This is a genomic window from Streptomyces humidus (assembly GCF_014649655.1).
Classification (GTDB): Bacteria; Actinomycetota; Actinomycetes; order Streptomycetales; family Streptomycetaceae; genus Streptomyces; species Streptomyces humidus.
This window is the reverse complement of sequence record NZ_BMTL01000043.1, coordinates 19,646-39,629: the sequence shown is the minus strand read 5'-3', so window position 1 is coordinate 39,629 and position 19,984 is coordinate 19,646. Positions and strand designations below refer to the sequence as shown.

At 72.9% G+C, this 19,984-nt stretch carries 17 protein-coding genes; 1 reads left to right on the top strand and 16 read right to left on the bottom strand.

The features are described 5' to 3' along the window. Window positions 1-25 precede the first annotated feature (25 nt). From IE239_RS35815 to IE239_RS35770, 10 genes are all read right to left on the bottom strand, one after another. On the bottom strand, window positions 26-1,537 hold the full coding sequence (locus IE239_RS35815) for a glycoside hydrolase family 43 protein (protein WP_190153661.1): 1,512 nt from the start codon (window positions 1,535-1,537) through the stop codon (window positions 26-28). Continuing rightward, window positions 1,534-2,550, bottom strand: coding sequence for a sugar phosphate isomerase/epimerase family protein (locus IE239_RS35810; RefSeq protein WP_190153660.1), 1,017 nt, complete (start codon window positions 2,548-2,550; stop codon window positions 1,534-1,536). The genes IE239_RS35815 and IE239_RS35810 overlap by 4 nt, the downstream gene beginning before the upstream one ends. Window positions 2,551-2,554: 4 nt before the next feature. Further along, window positions 2,555-3,853 carry a C-glycoside deglycosidase beta subunit domain-containing protein gene (locus tag IE239_RS35805; protein ID WP_190153659.1) on the bottom strand — a complete coding sequence of 433 codons (1,299 nt, stop codon included), beginning with the start codon at window positions 3,851-3,853 and terminating at the stop codon, window positions 2,555-2,557. Window positions 3,854-3,857: 4 nt separating this feature from the next. Next, window positions 3,858-5,402, bottom strand: coding sequence for a GMC oxidoreductase (locus IE239_RS35800; RefSeq protein ID WP_190153658.1), 1,545 nt, complete (start codon window positions 5,400-5,402; stop codon window positions 3,858-3,860). 44 nt (window positions 5,403-5,446) lie between these two features. After that, window positions 5,447-6,526 carry a Gfo/Idh/MocA family protein gene (locus IE239_RS35795; RefSeq protein ID WP_190153657.1) on the bottom strand — a complete coding sequence of 360 codons (1,080 nt, stop codon included), beginning with the start codon at window positions 6,524-6,526 and terminating at the stop codon, window positions 5,447-5,449. A gap of 171 nt (window positions 6,527-6,697) precedes the next feature. Beyond that, complete coding sequence (locus IE239_RS35790; RefSeq protein ID WP_190153656.1) at window positions 6,698-7,549, bottom strand: ATP-binding cassette domain-containing protein; 852 nt, start codon at window positions 7,547-7,549, stop codon at window positions 6,698-6,700. Continuing rightward, window positions 7,546-9,390, bottom strand: a complete 1,845-nt coding sequence (locus tag IE239_RS35785) for a dipeptide/oligopeptide/nickel ABC transporter permease/ATP-binding protein (RefSeq protein WP_190153655.1) — start codon at window positions 9,388-9,390, stop codon at window positions 7,546-7,548. Before IE239_RS35785 ends, IE239_RS35790 begins: the two co-directional genes overlap by 4 nt. Then, on the bottom strand, window positions 9,387-10,328 hold the full coding sequence (locus tag IE239_RS35780; protein ID WP_190153654.1) for an ABC transporter permease: 942 nt from the start codon (window positions 10,326-10,328) through the stop codon (window positions 9,387-9,389). Before IE239_RS35780 ends, IE239_RS35785 begins: the two co-directional genes overlap by 4 nt. A 73-nt stretch (window positions 10,329-10,401) precedes the next feature. Further along, window positions 10,402-11,928, bottom strand: a complete 1,527-nt coding sequence (locus IE239_RS35775) for an ABC transporter substrate-binding protein (protein ID WP_190153653.1) — start codon at window positions 11,926-11,928, stop codon at window positions 10,402-10,404. Window positions 11,929-12,078: 150 nt separating this feature from the next. Beyond that, window positions 12,079-13,353 (bottom strand): ROK family protein, encoded by a 1,275-nt coding sequence (locus IE239_RS35770; RefSeq protein WP_190153652.1) that lies wholly within the window; start codon window positions 13,351-13,353, stop codon window positions 12,079-12,081. A gap of 301 nt (window positions 13,354-13,654) precedes the next feature. Between IE239_RS35770 and IE239_RS35765 the strand changes: the two genes are divergently transcribed. Then, window positions 13,655-15,100: an aldehyde dehydrogenase gene (locus IE239_RS35765; RefSeq protein WP_190153651.1), complete on the top strand. Its 1,446-nt coding sequence runs from the start codon at window positions 13,655-13,657 to the stop codon at window positions 15,098-15,100. Between the two features lie 117 nt (window positions 15,101-15,217). Here the strand turns inward: IE239_RS35765 and catC are convergent, their stop codons facing one another. The 6 genes from catC to IE239_RS35735 are packed head-to-tail and all read right to left on the bottom strand — an operon-like array spanning window position 15,218 to window position 19,941. Next, entirely contained in the window at window positions 15,218-15,496 is a 279-nt protein-coding gene (gene catC, locus IE239_RS35760; RefSeq protein ID WP_190153650.1) for a muconolactone Delta-isomerase, read from the bottom strand. An 11-nt stretch (window positions 15,497-15,507) separates the two neighbouring features. Further along, on the bottom strand, window positions 15,508-16,362 hold the full coding sequence (gene catA / locus IE239_RS35755) for a catechol 1,2-dioxygenase (RefSeq protein ID WP_190153649.1): 855 nt from the start codon (window positions 16,360-16,362) through the stop codon (window positions 15,508-15,510). 29 nt (window positions 16,363-16,391) lie between these two features. Next, window positions 16,392-17,495 carry a mandelate racemase/muconate lactonizing enzyme family protein gene (locus IE239_RS35750; protein WP_190153648.1) on the bottom strand — a complete coding sequence of 368 codons (1,104 nt, stop codon included), beginning with the start codon at window positions 17,493-17,495 and terminating at the stop codon, window positions 16,392-16,394. Continuing rightward, complete coding sequence (locus IE239_RS35745) at window positions 17,492-18,763, bottom strand: amidase (RefSeq protein WP_190153647.1); 1,272 nt, start codon at window positions 18,761-18,763, stop codon at window positions 17,492-17,494. The genes IE239_RS35750 and IE239_RS35745 overlap by 4 nt, the downstream gene beginning before the upstream one ends. 33 nt (window positions 18,764-18,796) lie before the next feature. Next, complete coding sequence (locus IE239_RS35740; protein ID WP_190153646.1) at window positions 18,797-19,576, bottom strand: SDR family NAD(P)-dependent oxidoreductase; 780 nt, start codon at window positions 19,574-19,576, stop codon at window positions 18,797-18,799. Continuing rightward, window positions 19,573-19,941 (bottom strand): hypothetical protein, encoded by a 369-nt coding sequence (locus tag IE239_RS35735; RefSeq protein WP_190153645.1) that lies wholly within the window; start codon window positions 19,939-19,941, stop codon window positions 19,573-19,575. The genes IE239_RS35740 and IE239_RS35735 overlap by 4 nt, the downstream gene beginning before the upstream one ends. Between the last annotated feature and the right edge of the window lie 43 nt (window positions 19,942-19,984).

Sequence of the window (19,984 nt, the reverse complement as noted above, 5' to 3'; positions counted from 1 at the left end):
GGTCACCTCTCGGAAGCGCGGCGGCTCACTCGGCCGCCCAGTTCACGGGCGCCGCCGGGCCGCCCCCGACCACCGCCGGGTCGTCGGAGCCGAGGTACTCGAAGGAGCGGACCAGCACGCTGCCGCGGGTGGCCGCGAGGCCCACCATCCGGCCGGTCATCCCGCCGGCGACCTCGGTGGAGAGGTAACGTCCGTCCACCTCGCCGAGCGGCACGAAGCCGTCGCCCAGACGGACCCCGGCGACCACGCGGTCCGGCCCGCGGGCCGTGGAGAACTCGTGTCCTTGCGAGGGCAGCATCCGCAGCTCCAGGTCGGCCTCGCCGGCCAGCTCCGCGCGGCCCAGCCGGTGCCGGACGTCGCCCACCGCCCAGACCGCTTCCACGGCCCCGTCGGCGACCTCGAGTTCGAGGGCGTGCCGGGGGTCGACGCGGACGGAGAGGCCGCCTGTGCCTTCCACCACGATCCGGGCCCTGACCTGTGCGAACAGGTGCTCCTGCCGGCGGCCGACGAACACCGGGTCGGCACCGACGGCGGTGACCCGCCATCCGGCGTCCTCCCGGCTGACGGCCTCGGCGGGGAAGCGGGAGGCCGCGACCCAGTCCGGCGGCAGGGTTTGTCCCGTCAGCTCCTGGCGGACCGCGGTCTCCGCGGGCCGGGCGGGCGCGATGTGCCCGGCCGGCACGGGCCAGCCGTCCTCCCAGATCACCTCGTCGGCGAAGGTCTCCCGGCCGAGCACGTGCCATTCGGGGCTCGACCCCCGGGCGCGGACGCCGTGGTAGACGATCGCCCAGCTGCCGTCCGGCCGCTCGACCAGGTCGGCGTGGCCGGTGTTCTGCACCGGCAGGTCCGTGCCGCGGTGGGTGAGCACCGGGTTGCGCGGGCTGCTCTCGAACGGTCCCCGCGGCGACGGGCCGCGGGCGATCGTCACGGCGTGTCCGCGCTCGGTACCGCCCTCGGCCACGAGCAGGTACCACAGATCGCCGACGCGGTAGAGGTGCGGCCCCTCGGGGAACTTGCCGCCGGTGCCCGACCACAGCCACCGCCGTTCGCCGAGCACCTCGCCGGTGAACGGGTCGATGGCCGACTGCACGATGCCCTCGCCGCCCTGCGGGCCGAACCCGGCGTAGCTCATCAGACAGGTGCCGTCGTCGTCCCAGGCGAGGTCGGGGTCGATGCCGACGGCCGACGGGATGCGCACAGGATCCGACCAGGGACCGGCCGGGTCCTCGGCGTGCACCAGCACCTGGCCCCCCTCGTCGGACCAGTTGGTGGTGATCATCCAGAAGCGGCCGTCGTGGTGGCGCAGGGTCGGCGCGAAGACGCCGCCCGACGGGCCGGCCTGGGAGACGTCCAGCTGGGAGGGCCGGTCGAGCGCGTTGCCGATCTGTTCCCACGAGCGGAGGTCGGTGGAGCGGAAGACCGGTACGCCCGGGGCGTACTCGAAGCTGGAGGTGGCCAGGTAGTACGTGTCCCCCACCCGGCAGATCGACGGGTCCGGATGGAATCCGGGGATGACGGGGCGCTGCGGGTCGTTCATGAGGGCTGGCTCCGGTTGCTGAAGGCGGCGTCGAAGGCGGCGGCGGGGGCGTCGAACAGGTGGGAGCGGACGTACCGCAGGGCGTCGGGGGCGCCGACGAGGCGGTCCATGCCCGCGTCCTCCCACTCGATGGAGACCGGGCCGGTGTAACCGATGGCGTTGAGCGCCCGGAAGCACTGCTCCCAGGGGACGTCGCCGTGGCCGGTGGAGACGAAGTCCCAGCCGCGGCGGGGGTCGGCCCAGGCCAGGTGCGAGCCGAGCCGCCCGTTGCGGCCGCCCCCGGTGTGGAGCTTCACGTCCTTGCAGTCGACGTGGTAGATCCGGTCGGCGAAGTCCAGGATGAACGCCACCGGGTCCAGGTCCTGCCACATCATGTGGCTGGGGTCCCAGTTGAGCCCGAACGCCTCCCGGTGGCCGATCGCCTCCAGGGTGCGCTTCGTCGTCCAGTAGTCGTAGGCGATCTCCGAGGGGTGCACCTCGTGGGCGAACCGGACGCCCACCTCGTCGAAGACGTCGAGGATCGGGTTCCAGCGGTTCGCGAAGTCGGCGTAGCCCGCGTCGACGACGTCCTGCGACACCGGCGGGAACATGGCCACGTACTTCCAGATCGCCGATCCGGTGAAGCCCACGACGGTGTCGACGCCGAGGCGGGCGGCGGTGCGGGCGGTGTTCTTCATCTCCTCGGCCGCGCGCCGCCGGACGCCCTCGGGGTCGCCGTCGCCCCACACGGAGTCCGGCAGCATGGCGCGGTGGCGGGCGTCGATCGGGTCGTCGCAGACCGCCTGGCCCTTGAGGTGGTTGGAGATGGCGTGCACCTGGAGCCCGTACCGGTCGAGCAGGGCTCGTCTCCCGTCGAGGTAGGCGTCGTCGACGGCCCCGCGGTCGGGGTCGAGGTGGTCGCCCCAGCAGGCGATCTCCAGTCCGTCGTAGCCCCAGGAGGACGCCAGCCGGCAGACCTCCTCGAACGGCAGGTCGGCCCACTGGCCGGTGAAAAGGGTGACGGGTCGCCTCATCGGGTCACCGCCCGGCGGCGAGGGTGCGCAGCAGCGCGTGCTGACGGCGGACCTGGTCGCGGCCGCGGTACGGCTCGCGCCGGCCCTCGTACTCGCTCGACAGCCAGCCCGACCAGCCGGCCTGCCGCAGCGTCGGGACGATCTCCCCCCACGGCACGTGCAGGTCGTTCAGCCGGTCGTCGATGTCGAAGAACTTGGCCTGGATGAAGTGGACGTGGGGCAGCACCTCGACGAGGTCGGCCATCGGCACGGCGAGCGCCCTGAGGTGCTCGGGCACCTCGTCGCCGTCCGCCGGGTCGATCTCCTCGGCGTAGTCGCCGAGGACCGGCGCCGTCTGGAAGATTCCGGTGTCGATCAGCAGCTTGAAGTGCTTGCTGCCGGTGCGCTCGATGAAGTCGAGGTATCCCTGGGTGACGGGGTGCCGGATGGGCGTCGGTGCGTGGATCTCGGGGCAGATGACGACGTCGAGTTCGGCGGCCAGGTCGAGCGAGCGCTCGACGGCCTCCTGCCAGATCGGGTGCGGGTCCAGTTGCCAGGAGGTGACGCCGAACTTCGGCCGCACGGAGGTGAATCCGAGCCGGTGGGCCGTGCGCAGGTCGGACCGCAGCCGGTCCGCCCCCTCCTCGGCGGTGAGGTCGCGGTCGCGCCACAGGGTGGTGTCGACCCAGGAGCCGTAGTTCGTCGGGGTGATCCCGTGGGTGTCCAGCAGGCGGTGCCAGGCGTCGACCCAGGCCGGGTCGGGCGAGGGATAGCCGGGGATGTTGCCCTCGCCCAGGATCTCGATGCCGGTGGCCCCCATGTCGGCGATGTCGGCGACGACGTCCTCGAGCGTCATCGTCGTGTGGAGGTCGCCGGTGTAGCTGTAGGTGGAGACGCCGAACCGCAGGCCGCCCTCCGGCGCCGCGGGGACGATCACGCCCTTGCCGGTGGCGGTGAACGGGGTCCGCGCGATCAGCGGCGGGAAGTAGGAGCGGCGCAGGTGGACGACCACCTCGAGTTCGTGGACGCCGGGCGTGAGGCCGCCGGGCTTCGGCACCGTGATCGTCGCGGTCTCGTCGAGCTGCCAGCGCACGTCGGTGGAGGCGCGCAGCTCGTCGAGGGTGAGGGTGCGGCCCTGCAGCGTCCACAGCGGGACGTGGTCGGGGATCCGCTCCCCGTCGACGACGACGTCGATCCCGTCGAGGAGACTCGCCGCGACACCGCGGTAGTTGGGGTTGCGCAGCTGGAACCGGAAGCCGGTGACGCGGCCGCCTTCGACGACGTTGTGAAAGCCCCGGCCCTGGATGATGGCGAAGTCGAGCATGGGTTCAGTTCCTTACGGCGGTGAGCTTGGCGGCGATGTCACGGGCCCCGCCGACGGCGAGGGCGACGGAGGTGAGCGTGGGGTTGCAGGCGGTCGCGGTGGGGATGACGCCGTTGCCGGCCACGTACAGGCCCTCGACGTCCCAGACCTGCGAGGTGGGCGAGCAGACCGACGTGCCGTCGTCCGTCTCGCCCATCCGCACCGTGCCCTGGTAGTGCAGGGAGGCGCCGGGCGGGAAGGTGAGCGGCTCCTCGCCCAGCGGGTCGCCGAGCGCGGCGGCGGCACGCCGCACCGCGGCACGCGCGGCCTCGATCGAGGCGTGGTCGCGTTCGGTGAGCCGGTAGTGGAGGCGCATGGCCGGCATGCCGTACGGGTCGGTCGCGCTCTCGTCGAACTCCACCCGGTCGGACTCCCGCACGTCCTTGGCGCAGAACCAGCCGAGGCCGACGATCGAGCCGGGCGCGGGGACGTCGTCCGGCGCCAGCGGCACCGGAGAGGCGTCGAGCTGCATGACCTGGCCGTGGAACGGCTCGTCGTCGGTGTAGGGCACCCAGTTGACGCCGCTGTGCGGGACGATCGCCGGCTCGTCGCGCGGCCCGTCCTGCTCCTCGGGCGCGTCGACGACGTCACGCAGGCGGACCGCGAACACCGTCTGCGGCTGGTCGTTGAGGTAGCGGCCCAGGGCGTGCGGGCGGACGCCGGAGGCCCACAGCAGCTGCGGGGTGCGCAGCGCGTCGGCGGCGACGACGACGAACCGGGCGTGGACGACGTGCTCCTCGCCCGTGGGCAGGTCGCGGACCCGGACGCCCGAGGCGCGGCCGTCGGCGACGATCACCTCGGTGACGAGCGCCTCGGGGACGAGGGTGCAGTGGGGGTTGGCGCGCGTCTCCTCGCCGAAGACGACGTCGGAGCCGGACCAGGTGACCCGGCCGTCGTCGTGGCGGACGACGGCCAGCGGCATCGGGGCGACGAGGCGGTCGTCGTCCCGGCCCTCGTCCAGGGCGGCGGCGAGCCGCTTGCGCACCTCGTCGGCGAACGGGGCGTCGTCGAAGGCGCGCGCGTCGACGTGGAGCAGGCGCTCCGCCTCCGCGAGCAGCGTGTCCAGGTCGGGCAGGAACGCGATGCGCTCGCTCCCGCCGGGGCGCGGGCAGGCGCCGGTCCAGTGGGCGCCCATGCCGCCGACGTTGCTCGACATCGCCGCGCCGGGCAGGCCGTCCTCACCCGGCTGACGGTATCCGTCGGCCAGCAGGAAGGTGCCGGGGCGGACCAGCCGGGGCGCGTCGTCGGCGTACCCGTCCATGGTGTCGGTCGCGGTGCCGGCGGCGAGCGGCGCGGGTCCTTCGGAGCGCCGCTGCGCGCGCGCCCGCTCGGCGGGGTCGACGATGTTCTTCACGTGCGTGCCGGGCGGGTCGGCCAGCAGCGGACCGGCCTCGAAGACGGCCACGGCGGCGGCCGGGCACAGCTCGCTCAGCACGCGCGCGTAGGCCGCGCCGCAGGGTCCGCTGCCGACGACGGCCACGTCGACCGCGTCGGGGAATGTCCGGGTCATGGGGGTGCTCGTCCTTCTGTTGAGGGGGGAACGGTCGGCGGGGATCACCCGGCCACCTCGGTCCAGCCGCCGGTGCGGGCGGAGGCGAGGACGGCTTCGGTGATGCGGGCGGCGCGCAGGCCGTCGGCGAAGGTGGGCAGGCCGTCGGCGACGTCCCCGCCGACGGCTGCGTAGGTGTCGGCGACGAAGGCGTCGAAGCAGTCCTGGTAGCCCTGCGGATGGCCGGCGGGTACGACGTTGTAGCGCGCCCCGGCGGGGTGTTCGCCGGCGCCGCGCAGCAGTTGCAGGTTGGCGTGGCGGCCGCCGACCCACAGGGACTCGGGACTCTCCTGGTCGAAGCAGAGGCTTTCGGCCGAGCCGTCGACCGAGAGCCACAGCCGGTTCTTGCGTCCCGGGCTCACCTGACTGACGGTCAGGTTGCCGAAGGCGCCCCGGTCGGTCTCGAACATCACGACCGCGGCGTCCTCGGTCCGCACCGGCCGTCCGCCCCGCTGGGGGACGGCGACGACGGTGCGAGCGGCGAGGCGGGTGATGCGGTGGCCGGACACGAACTCGACCAGGTCGCACCAGTGCACGCCGATGTCGGCGAAGGCCCTGGAGGGGCCGCCGGCCGCCGCGTCGACCCGCCAGTCGTCGTCGGTGTCCTCGGCCAGCCAGTCCTGGAGGTAGGAGCCGTGCAGCAGGCGCACGGGTCCGGTGCTGCCGTCGGCGACCCGGGCCCGGGCCTCGCGCACGGTGGGGTAGAAGCGGTAGACGAAGGGCACCGTCGCCGTCACCCCGGCGTCCGCCGCGAGGCGGACCAGTTCGGCGGCCTCGCCGGGGTCCACCGCGAGCGGCTTCTCACACACCACGTGCTTGCCGGCGGCGATCGCCGCCCGCACCAGCGGGGCGTGGGTGCTGTTGGGCGTGCAGACGTGCACCACGTCCACGTCGTCCGCGCTCAGCAGTTCCTCGACGGTGTCGGTGGGGATCTCGGCGCCGATGCGCCCGGTCGCGGCGCGGGAGGAGTCCGGTGTCGATCCCGCGGTGCGGGAGACGACTGCGCCTGCGCGGCGGACCGCGCGGGCATGGACCGTGCCCATGAAGCCCACGCCGATGATGCCGGCACGAACGCGGTCGGTCATGTTGGTTCCTCGTCTCTTCCGGGTGCTTCCGGGTCTGTTCCGGATCGCTTCCGGGTCTGTTCCGGGGGCGCGCGGGGGCGCGGGAGGGCGCGTGGGGGTGTCCGGACGGCGGCGTCGAGCGCCGTCCGGTGAGGTGTGACGCGGTGGACGCGCCTTGTGTGCGATGGCCCGTCAGTGGTCGGGCGCCGCCTGGGCGGCCAGGAAGCGGTGCCGCTCGGCCCGCCGTCCGGCCTGTCGCGCCGGGTCCGGCACGGGCGCGGCGAGCAGCAGCCGCCGGGTGTACGGGTGCGCGGGCTCCGAGGTCACCGTGGCCGCGTCGCCCTCCTCGACGATCTCCCCCCGGTACATCACCGCGACCCGGTGGCTGATGTGCCGCACGACGGACAGGTCGTGGGTCACGAACAGGTAGGCGACCCCGGTGAGCTCCTGGATCTCGATCAGCAGGTCGAGGACGCGGGACTGGGTGGAGAGGTCGAGCGCGCTGACCGGCTCGTCGCAGACGATGAGCCGGGGGTCCCGCGACAGCGCCCGCGCGATGGCGACCCGCTGGCGCTGCCCGCCGGAGAACTCCCGCGGCAGTCGCCGGGCGGCGTCGGCGGGCAGGTGCACCTCGTCCAGCAGGCTGCGGACCCTGCGCTCGGCCTCCGCACGCGAGATTCCGTCGACGAGCAGCGGCTCGGTGAGGATGTCCCCGACGCTCATCGCCGGGTTCAGCGAGGTGTACGGGTCCTGGAAGACGACCTGGATGTCCTTGCTGAGGGCGCGGCGTTCCCGTTTGCCCAGCCCGGAGATCGTCCGGCCCTCGAAGCGGATCTCGCCGCCGGTCACCGGCGCCAGGCCGAGGATGGCCCGGCCCAGGGTCGTCTTGCCGGACCCGGACTCTCCGACGAGGCCGACGGTCTCGCCGGCGCCCACGGTCAGCGAGATGCCCTTCAGCGCGCGGAACGGTGGCCGTCGCCAGCCCTTGACGGGGTAGTCGACGAGGACCCGGTCGGCCTCGAGGAGCGGGTGCGCGGCGGTCATCGGTCGCCTCCGAGGTCGAGGACGGAGCGGGACGGCGCGGCCGGCGTGGCCACCGCCCGGGCCGAGCGGGGGGTGCTGTCCTCGAGCGTGGCGTCGAGCAGCATCCGGGTGTAGGGGTGCCGCGGGGCCGCGAACAGCTCGGTGGCGGGGGCGGTCTCGACGATGCGGCCGGACTGCATCACCGCGACGGTGTCGCACAGGTCGGCGACCACGCCGAAGTCGTGGGTCACGAGGATCACGCCCATGCGCCGCTCGGCCTGCAGCTCGCGGAGGAGGTCGAGGACCTCCGCCTGCACGGTGACGTCGAGGGCGGTGGTGGGCTCGTCGGCGATGAGCAGGTCCGGGTCGCAGGAGACGGCGCCCGCGATGAGCACCCGCTGCGCCATGCCGCCGGAGACCTGGTGCGGATAGGAGGCGAAGACGCGGGCCGGGTCGGCGATGCCGACGCGCTCGAGCAGCCGCAGCGCCTCGGTCCTCGCCTGCGCCCGGGAGAGCCCGAGGTGGTGGCGCATCGGCTCCGTGAGCTGGGCGCCGATCCGGAAGGAGGGGTCGAGGTTGGACATCGGCTCCTGCGGGATGTAGCCGATGCGCCGGCCGCGCAGCTTGTTCATCGCCGCGGGGGACAGCCCGCGCAGGTCCTGCCCGTCGAAGAGCAGGCGCGTCGCGGAGGTGCGGGCCTGCGGCGGGAGGAGTCCCAGCACGGAGAAGGCGGTCTGTGACTTGCCCGATCCCGATTCGCCGACCAGGCCGAGGATCTCACCCCTGCGGACGGTCAGCGACACGCCCTGCACGACGACGGATTCCGTGCCGTCGGGGCGCGGATAGGCCGCGTGCAGGTCCTGCACGGCCAGCAGCGCGTCGGCGGGAGGGTCCTGCGCGGCCGCGTCGTGCGCCGCGGTGACCACCGGGCCCGCGGCCGCGTCCGTCCGCCGCCGGGCGCGGCGGCCCGCGTCGGCGGCGCCGAGAGCGTCGCGCAGGGCGTTGCCGATCAGGCAGAACGCGGTGACGGTCAGGACGATCGCCAGCGCCGGCCACAGCAGCAGCCGCGGGGCGAAGTAGACGTTCTGGAAGGCGTTGCTGAGCATGCCGCCCCAGCTGGCCTGGTTGGCCGAGCCGAGGCCGAGGAACTCCAGTCCGGCCTGGATGACGATCGCGATGCCGAGCAGCTGCGAGGCCTGGATGACGGTGGGCGCCACGACGACCGGGAGGATGTGCCGGCGCATGATGCGGGCGTCGCCCAGGCCGGAGACCCGCGCGGCGTCTACGTAGAGCTCCTCGCGGACGGCGATCACCGAGGACCGCACGAGCCGGAAGACGCCGGGGGCGATCAGGAAACCGAAGACGGTCATCGCCAGGGCCGTGCTGCGGCCCCACTGGGCGAGGACGACGAGCAGCACGATGATCGCCGGCAGAGCCATGACCAGGCTGCCGAGCCAGTTGGCGAGGCCGTCGAACCAGCCTCGGTGGTACCCGGCCAGGACGCCGGCGGGCAGCCCGATCAGCAGCGACACGGCCACGACGATGAGCGCGCCGGTCAGGCTCGTGCGGCTGCCGTAGAGCAGCTGGGCGAGCACGTCGCGGCCGACGCCGTCGGTGCCGAGCGGGTGGTTCCCGCCCATGGGGGCCAGTGCGTTGGCGATCTCGGAGGCCGTCGGGCTGTTCGCCGTCAGCTGCGGCGCCAGGGCGCCGGCCACGGCGACGACCGCGACGAAGGCGAGCGAGACGGCCGCGGCCGGCTTGCGCAGCAGCCGCCGGAGCACGCCGGGCCGGGGTGCGCCGGGGAGCGGGGGGCGCGCCGGTCCACCGGCGACGTCGATGTCGATGTCGATGGGCTGGCTCATGCGATGCGCACCTTCGGGTTGAGCCAGCCGAGGACCACATCGACCAGCAGGTTGACGACCACGACGAGCACCACGGTGACGACGACGATGCCGAGCACCAGCGGTACGTCCCCCTGGCTTGCCGCCGACGTGGCACGGGCGCCGATCCCGGTCAGGCCGAAGACCTTCTCGATGACCACGGCGCCGCCGATGAGGGCGATGAACTGCAGCGAGAGCACGGTGAGCGAGGTCGGGGCGGCGTTGCGCAGGGCGTGCTTGAGCAGCACGCTGCGCACGGGCAGTCCGCGGCTGCGCAGGGTGCGCACGTAGTCCTGCCGCAGGACGTCGATCATCGAGCCCCGTGTCTGGCTCGCGACGGTGGCGATCGCTCCGACGGCCAGGGCGATCGACGGGAGGGTGATCGAGGCGAGCCAGCCGGCCGGGTCGCCTGCGAGGGGGACGTAGCCGACTGCCGGGAACAGACCGAGTTCCACGGCGAGGAGCAGGGCGAGGACCATGCCCACGAGGAAGTTCGGCACGGCGAACGCGACGATCGAGATGCTCTGCAGGACGTGGTCCACCCAGCCGCCGCGCACGGCGGCGACCACTCCGAGGACGATGCTGACGGCGGCGGTGAGGACGGTCGCGGCGAGGACCAGCGAGAGCGAGACCGGCAGCGCCTGGCCGACGAGGCCGGTGACGGGCTGGTTGGAGAACCACGAGGTGCCCAGGTCTCCGCGGACGGCGTGCGAGAGCCAGTCGGTGTAGCGCGTCAGGACGGGGCGGTCCAGGCCCAGCTCGTGGCGCTTGGCGATCACCTGGGCCGCGCTCGCCTGGGTGCCGGCGATCCGGCGCGCCGGGTCGGAACCGGTGACGCTCGTGAGGAAGAAGGTGGCCGTCGCGATCACGAAGACCAGGACGAGGCCGGCGCCGAGCCGGCGAAGCAGGAAGAGGGACACGATCGGCTCCGGGTGCGGGTGAGTGGAAGCCGGCCCGTGCCCGCGGAGGCAGGCCGCGGGCACGGGCAGCGGGTCAGCTGGCCGGCGAGAAACCGGACAGGGGCGGTACGGCGATTCCGGGGATCGGCGTCACCTTCACCGTCTTCGCGCTCACGTAGGCCCCCTTCTGCACGTCCCAGGGCGCGAACCAGGCCTGGTCGACCAGGTAGGCGTTGAGCTGCTTGAGCGCCTTGTCCTGCGCCGCTCCGCTCGACTGCTGGACGGTCTTCAGCAGAGCCGCGATCTTGGGGTCGCTGACGTGGAAGGGGTTGAACGTCGCGCCCGGGGCGACGGCCAGCTGGATGAAGGCCCAGGGGCTGCTCGACGTCAGCGAGAAGAAGTTGGCCGGCCACTTGCCGCCGATGATGCTGCCGACGACCTGGTCCCCGGTGATCGGCTGGTAGGTCACCTTGATGCCGATCGACTTCAGCGCCTCGGTCATGGCCGCCTGCTCGTTCGGGTACACCGGCGAGAAGTCGGGCAGCGTCATCGAGAAGCCCTGCGCGTAGCCGGCCTCGGCCATCAGCTTCTCGGCCTTGCCGAGGTCGTGGCCGTAGGCGCCTTCCAGGGACTTGTCGTAGGCCGGGGTGCTGGATCCGAAGACCTGGTCGGTGGCGGTGCCCAGGCCGCCCTTGACGTTCTTGACGATCGCCTCGCGGTCGAAGGCGTAGTTGATCGCCCGGCGGACGCGCACATCGCCCAGGGCCTTGGTGTTGTTGCCCTTGCGGTCCCAGAGGAAGACTCCCTCCATGGTGCCGTTCTCGAAGGTGGTGACGGTCAGCCCCGCCTTGCGCGCACCTTCCACGATGTCCTTGCTGGGCCCGGGCATGCCCTGGAGCTGGCCTGAGCGCAGAGCGTTCAGCGCGGCCGTGGTGTCGTCGAGGACCTTGATGCTCACCTCCTTGTAGGGGTAATGGATCTTGTCCCAGTAACCGGCGTTGCGGGTGAAGACGTAGGTGTCCCCGGCGGTGCTGCGCTTCGCGTCGAGCCGGTAGGGCCCGGTCCCGACCGGGCGGGTCGCGACGTCGCCGCGGGTGAACGCCTTGGGACTGTCCATGTAACCGGCGCTGCGGGCGAGGCCGGCGGTCAGGGAGGGGTCGGGGGAGGTCAGCACGATGTCGACGTGCGTGGGGTCCACCGCCTTGACGTGGTCGACGAACTTCAGGGCGTTCGCCGCCTCGCCCGTACCCTTCTTGGCGTGCTCGAGGTTCGTCCTGACCGCCTCCGCGTCGAACTTCGTGCCGTCGGTGAAGGTCACGCCGCTGCGCAGGGTAAGGCTGAGGGTGGTGTTGGCCGCGTCGTAGTTCCAGTTCGTCGCCAGGCCTGCCGCCGGCCGGCCGTAGGCGTCGAGCTTCAGCAGCGTGTCGTACACGGCCTGGTAGTAGTGGTCCTCGGGACCGCCCATGGCCATGGCGCCGGGCTCGAACGACTTGGGGGGCGTGACGGTCGCGAGGGAGAGGGTGCTCCCCGCATTCGCACCGCCGCCGCCCGCGGCGCCACCGCAGGCAGAGACGGTGAGGACCAGGGCTGCGGCGGGGACCGCGACGAGAAGTCTTCGCATGTGAACTCCAGAGGCGTCGGGACCGCGCGCGTCCAGGGCGGCTTGGACCGCAGAGGAACTCGGGACGGCGGGGTTCTCCGGTGAGGGGCGTGACAAGTGGGTACTGCGGCTACGGCCACGCCCTGCGCCAGACTTTAGTTCCAACGGAACTTATGTCAACCCCTCCAGCACGGATGTCCGCTGGAGGGAGGTCGCGTACCCGATCGGCGAACCGTTCTCGATCCAGAGCCCCAGGGATGCCGGACCGAACATCTGCTCGATGGCCATGATCGCCGCTCCGGTGACGCCCTCGCGGAAATCCAGGGACGCCGGACGCACGCGCAGCCGCTGCGCGGCCAGCGTGCCGGCGCGACGCATCAAGGTGTCCGCGAACACCTCGAAGACCGAGTCGCCGACGCGGACGGCGCCGCCGCCCAGCACGACCGTGCCCGGATTCACGAAGTTGACCAGGTTGGCGGCGGTCACGCCGATGAGCCGGGCCCCGCTCTCGACCTCCGCCGCGGCGAGCGGATCCCCCGCACGCGCGGCCATGCCGACATCCTCGGCCGTCAGGCGCCCCTGCCCGGCCAGCCGCTCCGACAGCAGCGGGCTCTCGGCGGCGCGCGCCGTGAGCCGCCGCACCAGCCCCCACCCACCGGTCACGGCCTCCAGGCAGCCCGTCCGGCCGCACCGGCACACCACCGTGGGATCCTCGGTGACCTGCGTATGACCGATGTCGCCGGCCGCACCGCTCTCCCCCCGGAAAACCCGGCCCCTGGAGACCAGGCCGGCTCCCACGCCTTCGTCGACGAAGACGTACAGCAGATCCCGCCCGTCGTTGGGCGTTCCCTTGTGCCACTCCCCGAGCGCCATGAGATTGACGTCGTTGTCGACCCACACCGGGGCGTCATAGCGCTCCCGCAGCCAGGAGCGGACGCTGTACCCGTCCCAGCCCGGCAGGATCGGCGGGGCGACCAGCCGTCCCGAGCCGAAGTCGACGGGGCCCGCCACGCCGATGCCGAACGCCCACGGCTCGACGCGGGTCCTGCGGGCGAGCCGCACGAACAGGCCGTCCAGGACCTCGAGCGTCTCGTCGGGGCGGTCGGCGGCGTCCCAGTCCTCGTGGAGGGACGCCAGCAGCGTCCCGTCGAGGGTCGAGACGGCGGCGGTCACCTCCGTGGCCCCGAGCACCGCGGCGAACACGTGCCCCGCCTCGGCCCGGAAGCGCAGGAGGCGCGACGGACGTCCACCGCCCGAGGGGGCCAGGTCACCGTCCTCCAGCAGGCCGACGTCGATGGCCTGCTGCACCCGCTGGGCGACGACCTTGCGCCCGAGCCTGGTCTGCTGCTCCAGCGCCGGCCGGGTCACCGCCTGTCCGGTGCGGACCAGGTTGACCAACTGGCCGTGGATGTACGCCTCCTGCGGCGAGGGCGTGGTGGCGCTCATGGCATCCTCCATGGCAGACCGCTCTGCCATTATGTTCCGACAGCACATAAGAGTAAGGCTTATGGGCTCAGTCATAACAGAGCGGGCCGAAGGCGACGCGGTCGCCGAGGTCCTCGTGCGGCCCGCCCCCCGTCCCGGGCCCGGGACCGGGCCCCGCGCGCCGCCCCGAACCCGACCCCGTGCATTCTCTGGTGGCAGCCCATGCACCCTGCCGCACGCCGCCGTCGGCCGGCCGGGTGAAGCTCGGCTCGTGACCCGTACCTGACTTCGGCACGGGCGCCGGATCGCCAGGAGAGCACCGATGGAGCTTCGCTACGAACATCTCTACATCGGCGGGGAGTGGGTGCGGCCGTCCAGTGGCCGCGTCATCGCGCCCGTCAACCCGAGCACCGAGGAGGTGCTCGGCAGCGCACCCGAGGGGCTTGAAGCGGACATCGACGCCGCCGTCGAGGCCGCGCGCCGCACCTTCGACCAGCCGGGCGGGTGGGCGGCCTGGGAGCCGGAGCGCCGGGCCGAGGTCATGGAACGCTTCGCCGAGCAGCTCGAAGCACGCGCGGGCCGCATCGCGGAGACGGTCAGCAGCCAGAACGGCCTGCCGATCAGCATCGCCAGACAGCTCGAGGCCGGCTACCCGACCGCGGTGCTGCGCTACTACGCGGGGCTGGCCCGTACGACGGCCTTCTCCGAGACGCGCGCCGGGCTGCTCGGCGGTTCGGTCGAGGTGCGCAGGACCCCGGTCGGGGTCGTCGCCGCGATCGTGCCCTGGAACTACCCCCAGGTGCTGTCCATGTTCAAGATCGCACCTGCCATGGCCGCGGGCTGCACGGTGGTGCTCAAGCCCTCGCCCGAGGCCTCGCTCGACTCCTTCCTGGTCGCCGAGGCCGCGGAGGCGGCCGGCGTTCCCGCCGGGGTGCTCAACATCGTCCCGGGCGGCCGTGAGGCCGGCGGCCGTCTCGTGTCGCACCCCGGCGTCGACAAGGTGGCGTTCACCGGGTCGACGGCGGCCGGCCGGTCCATCGCCGAGACCTGCGGCCGGCTGCTGCGGCCGGCGACCCTGGAGCTCGGCGGGAAGTCGGCGGGCATCGTCCTGGACGACGCGGTGCTGGACCCGGCGCAGATCGGGCAGGACCTCGTCGCCGCCACGCTGACGAACAACGGCCAGACCTGCTTCCTGAGCACCCGCATCCTGGCTCCGCGCAGCCGGTACGCCGAGGTGGCCGACCTGATCACCGAGCTGGCCCGCAGTCTGCCGGTGGGCGACGCGCTGGCGCAGGACACCCTCATCGGGCCGATGGTCACCGCGCAGCAGAGGGAGCGGGTGGAGGGGTACATCGCGAAGGGGCGCGCCGAGGGGGCCCGCCTCACCACGGGTGGTGGACGCCCCGCGGGCCTGGACAAGGGCTGGTTCGTGGAACCCACGGTCTTCGCGGACGTCGACAACAACTTCACCATCGCCCAGGAGGAGATCTTCGGGCCGGTGCTCTGCGTGCTGCCGTACGACGACGTCGACGACGCGGTCCGGATCGCCAACGACTCCGACTACGGTCTCGGGGGCACCGTGTGGACGTCGGACCCCGAGCGGGGGGCGGCCGTCGCCCGGCGGGTGCAGACCGGCACGATCGGCGTGAACCGCTATCTCCCCGACCCGGTGGCGCCCTTCGGCGGTGCGAAGGCGAGCGGGCTGGGCAGCGAGCTGGGTCCGGAGGGCCTGGCGTCCTATCTGCGGCCGCAGTCGATCTACCGCTGACACGGCCTCTGCCTGTGCCTCTGCTTGTGCCGCGGCAGAAGCAGAGGCACAGGCACGGCAGACCGAAGAGGGCTCCGACCGCCGGTGCGGTCGGAGCCCTCTCGTGGGTGCGGACGCTCAGCGGACGGCGGAAGGGTGCCGGGCGAGCGGTGTGACGGTGATGTCCATGTAGGGGAAGAGCGGCAGGCCCCAGAGGATCTCGTTGAGACGGTCGTTGCCGCTGACGTCGAAGATGCTGAGGTTGGAGTACTGGCCGACGCAGCGCCACAGGTGCAGCCACTCACCGGTGTGCTGGAGTCTCTGTGCGTACTCCCTCTCCGCGGCGACCACCGAGGCCTTGGCCTCGGGGTCCAGGTCCGACGGGAGCGCGACGGTCATCCGTACGGCGAAGAGCACGGCGGTCTCCGTCAGGACGCCGGGTCGAGGACGAAGTCGTAGACGACTTCCCCGGTGCCGTCGGCCGCCCTGAGCGGGTCGAGGACCAGTTCGGGCTTGACCGCGGAGGCGATGTCGTCCTCGATGTGCTCCCCGCCCTTGAAGTAGAGCTGCGTGGTGAGCGGCTCGTGACCGGGCGCCGACACCTTCAGGTGCAGGTGCGCGGGGCGCCAGGCGTGCCATCCGGCGGCGGCGATGAGCTTGCCGCAGGAGCCGTCGGTCGGGATCTGGTACGGCGCAGGCTGGATCGTGGTCACCTCGAAGCGGCCCTCCGCGTCGGTGACGACGCCGCCGCGCAGGTTCCACTCCGGGATACCGGGGGCGAACTGGGCGTAGAGGCCCTCGTCGTCGGCCTGCCACATCTCCAGCAGTGCCCCGGCGAGCGGTTGCCCGCTGACGCCGGTGACCCGGCCCTTGAAGAGGAGCGGGGCGCCGGCCTCGTTCTCGCGCATGGGCAGGGTGGCGACGCTGGGCAGGACCGGGGCGCCCGGAACGTAGTACGGGCCCTCGATCGTGCCCTTGCTGCCCTCGCGGGAGGCATGGACGACCTCCTCGACGACGTGCTCGACCCACACGTCGAGGAACAGCGGCCACTCGCCGTCCTGTCCGACGGAGATCAGCCAGGACTTCAGGGCGTTGTACTCCTCGTAGCTGACCCGGTGGCGGCGGATCACCTCGTGCACGGCGGTGATGACCTCCGTGGCCAGGGTGTTCACGCGGGCCGTGTCGGCGCCCGCTCCGGTCCCGCCGGCCTTGTCGGCGAGGAAACGCTCGGTTGCCGAAGCGCCGGAGTCGGCGGCGGTGGCCTTGGTCATGGTCTCGGACATGGTGTGCTGCTCCTTGGTGAAGAGGGTTCTCAGCGGTCCTGGCGGTAGCGGGCGAGCTTGGCGTCGTCGATCACGACGCCCAGTCCGGGCCCGTCCCGGACGGCGAGCGTGCCGTCCGTGATCACGGGCGGGTCGGTGAGCAGGTCGTCGCTCATGTCCAGGAAGTTGGAGAGCTCGCCCGCACGGCGGGACGAGGCGGCGTGGGCGGCGCCGAAGGCGACGGTGCACACCGTGCCCAGCTGGCCGTCGATCTGGTTGCCCATCACCACTTCGGCGCCCAGCCCCTCGCACAGGAAGAGCACGCGCTGGGAGTGGGTGAAGCCGGTGCGGGCGGTCTTGACGCTGATGGCCGTGGCCGCGCCGTCCAGCAGGGAACGGGCCGCCTCGGCGGGCGTGGTGGCGGACTCGTCGGCGACGAAGGGGATGCGGCTCTGTGCGACCAGCCATCTCCGGCCGAGCACGTCGTCGGCCGGGCACAGCTCCTCGGCGAGCGTCATGCCGAGTTCGTCGAGCTCACGCAGCGCGGCCGCGGCCTCCGAGGCGGTCCAGCCGCGGTTGCCGTCGACGTACAGTTCGGCCTCGTCGCCGAGGGCCGAGCGCAGGGCGCGGCACACGTCGAGGTCCAGGCCGACGGGCCGACGGCCGACCTTCACCTTGAAGACGGCGATGCCGTAGGTGTCCCGCACGCGCAGCGCCTCGTCGGCCATCCGCTGCGGCGCGTCGAAACCGAGCATGTGGCTGACGCGCATCCGGTCGGTGTGGCCGCCCAGGAGTTCGGTGACGGACCGTCCGCAGGACTGGCCGGCGAGGTCCCACAGGGCCATGTCCAGGGCCGACTTGGCGGCCGGGTTGCCGACGGTGCGGTGCAGCCGGCCGTGGATCCGTTCGCGGGCGAACACGTCCTCGCCCACCAGCTGCGGGGTGAAGATCCGCTCGATCACCGCGACGACCGACGCCTGCGTCTCTCCGTAGGTGAAGGGGCGGGGCACCGCGTCGGCGACGCCCACCGCTCCGTCGTCCGTGTGCACCCGGACGAGCACGTGCTCGGCGGCGTGCACCTCGCCGCTCGCGAACTTCAGGGGCTTGGTGTAGGGGATGGCGTACGGCACCGCCTCGATGCCGGTGATCCTCATCGGGCCCGCTCCGTGGTGCGGCGGACGACGGCTTCCACGTGCCGGGCGACGCCGAGCAGCCGGCCCACCCGGTCGGGGCGGCCGATCAGCTGGAGGCCGAGCGGCATGCCGTACGGGTCGCGACGGCCGGGGACGGTGACCACGGGCAGCCCGAGCAGCTGCCAGGGGCGGCTCAGCACGGGGGTGCCGGTGGCGCGCAGTCCGTGCGGGGCCGGGCCCGGGGCGGCCGGGGCCAGGACGGCGTCCGCCCGGTCGAGGAGCCGCAGGACCGCGTCCCGGGCCGCGCCCCGCACGCCCAGTGCCGCCCGGTAGGCGTCCTCGGGAGTGCCGCGGCCCTTGGCCAGGAGCTCGTCGAGATGTGTGCTCAGCGCCTCGGGGCGCAGCCCCTCGGCACGCAGCGAGCGGGCGGCCTCGTAGGCCATGACCGTGGCGTGCGCTTCGGCGAGCACGGCCGTGCCCATGCCGTCCGGGAGGCGGACCGTGCCGGCGCCGTCCGTGAGTCCGTCCGTGCCGGCGCCGTCCGTGAGCTCGTCCGTGGCGGCGCCTTCGGCAGCCAGCGCGCGAACGGTGTCGCGCAGCGCCTCGCGCATCGCCGGGTCGATGTCGGCCAGTTCGGCGCCGGTCCACACCAGTGCCCGGACGGCGTCCACGTCCTCGGCCCGGGTGCCGTCGACCGCCTCGACGGCCGTGGCCAGATCGCTCACGCTCGCGGCGAGCAGCCCGGGGGCGTCGAGGGTGGGGCTGAGTCCCGTGAATCCCGTCGTCGGCCAGGCCCCGACCGGGGCCACGTATCCGGCGACGCCGCAGAAGGAGGCGGGCCGGGTCAGGGAGCCCGCCGTCTGGGAGCCCAGGGCGAGCGGCACGACGCCGGCCGCGACGGCGGCCGCCGATCCGCTGGAGGAACCGCCGGGCGTGTGGGCCGGGCCGTGCGGGTTGCGGGTGGGGCCCGGCTCGAAGTAGGCGAACTCCGTGGTCACGGTCTTGCCGAGGGGCACGGCGCCCGCGCTTCTGAGCCGGTCCACCAGCCAGGCGTCGGCGTCGGCGAGCCGCCCGCGACGCAGCGGCGAACCGCACTCCGTGGGCAGACCGGCGACGTCGATGACGTCCTTCACGCCGAACGTCACACCCGTGAGGGGGCCGTCCGGCGCCCGCCGGGCCGCTGCCCGGGCGCCGTCGGCGTCCACCCGTACCCAGGCGCGGATGTCGGGCTCGGTCTTCTCCAGGCGCCGCAGCGCCAGCTCGACCGCGGCGGTGTTACGGGGTGTCATGACACGGGATTCCTTCCTGGCGGGACGGCGCGCTCAGCGCATGAACAGGCCGCCGTTGACGTCCCAGCACGCCCCGGTGACGGTGTCCGCGTGCTCGGCGGCGAGCAGGACGGCCATGTCGGCGACGAACCCGGGGCGTCCGAGCCGGCCGACCGGGATCATCGCCTCGGTCCGGGCCAGCGTCTCGGGGTCGACCGTTTCGCGGACGACGGGGAGGTCCTGAGGTCCCGGGGCGATGGCGTTGACCGTGACCCCGTGCGGGCCGAGTTCCCGGGCGAACACCTTGGTCAGCGTGGCGACCCCGCCCTTGGCGGCCGCGTAGTGCGCGCCCGTCGCCGTGCCGCCGTTCTGGCCCGCGAGCGAGCCGATGTTGACGATGCGTCCGTAGCCGCGCTCGGCGAAGTACGCGCCGAAGACCTGGCATCCGAAGAACGTGCCGTTGAGGTTGGTGGCCACCACCGACCCGAAGCTCTCGGCGGTGATGTGCATCAGGGGCTCGACCTTGGAGTGTCCGGCGTTGTTCACCAGGACGTGCACCGCGCCCCAGCGTCCGACGAGGCGGTCCCGCACCCGCGCGAAGGCGTCCTTGTCCCGCACGTCGAGCGCGAGACCGACCGTGTGCTCCCCCGAGGGGTCGAGTTCCGCCGCCGCCCCGGCCGCCGACTCCGCGTCCAGGTCGGTCAGCGCCACCCGGTAGCCCTTGTCGTACAGCCGTCCGGCGATGCACGCGCCCAGGCCGCGGGCCGCGCCCGTCACCAGGGCCACGCGATGGGTGTCGTCCTCCCACGTCTCACCGACTCCCTGGGGGCTCATCGGGCCGGCTCCGGGTCGGGCAGCGGGCGGCCGACGCGCGCCTCGATCTTCATGTAGCGCCACAGGCCGTGCTCGCCGACCTGCACGGTGCGGAAGAGGTTGCAGACCGCGGCAACCGTGGGCTGGTCGGCGACGTCGGCGAGGACGTAGCAGGTCCAGGGCCAGGAGCCGGAGGGGCCGACCATGTGCTGGTCGTCGTCGACGGTGCCGAGGACGGTGACGCCCGGCAGGCCGTGCAGTTGGGCGAGCATGCTGGTGAAGCCGTCCCAGACGCCCTTGCCCTGTCCGGTGGGCAGGTCGAAGAAGTTCTGGTTGACGCCGATGCAGAACAGCACCCGCAGCGGGGCCTCGGGGGAGACGGACATGGGATTCCTGCCTTTCGAAAGAGGGCTTCGACCGGGAGCGGGT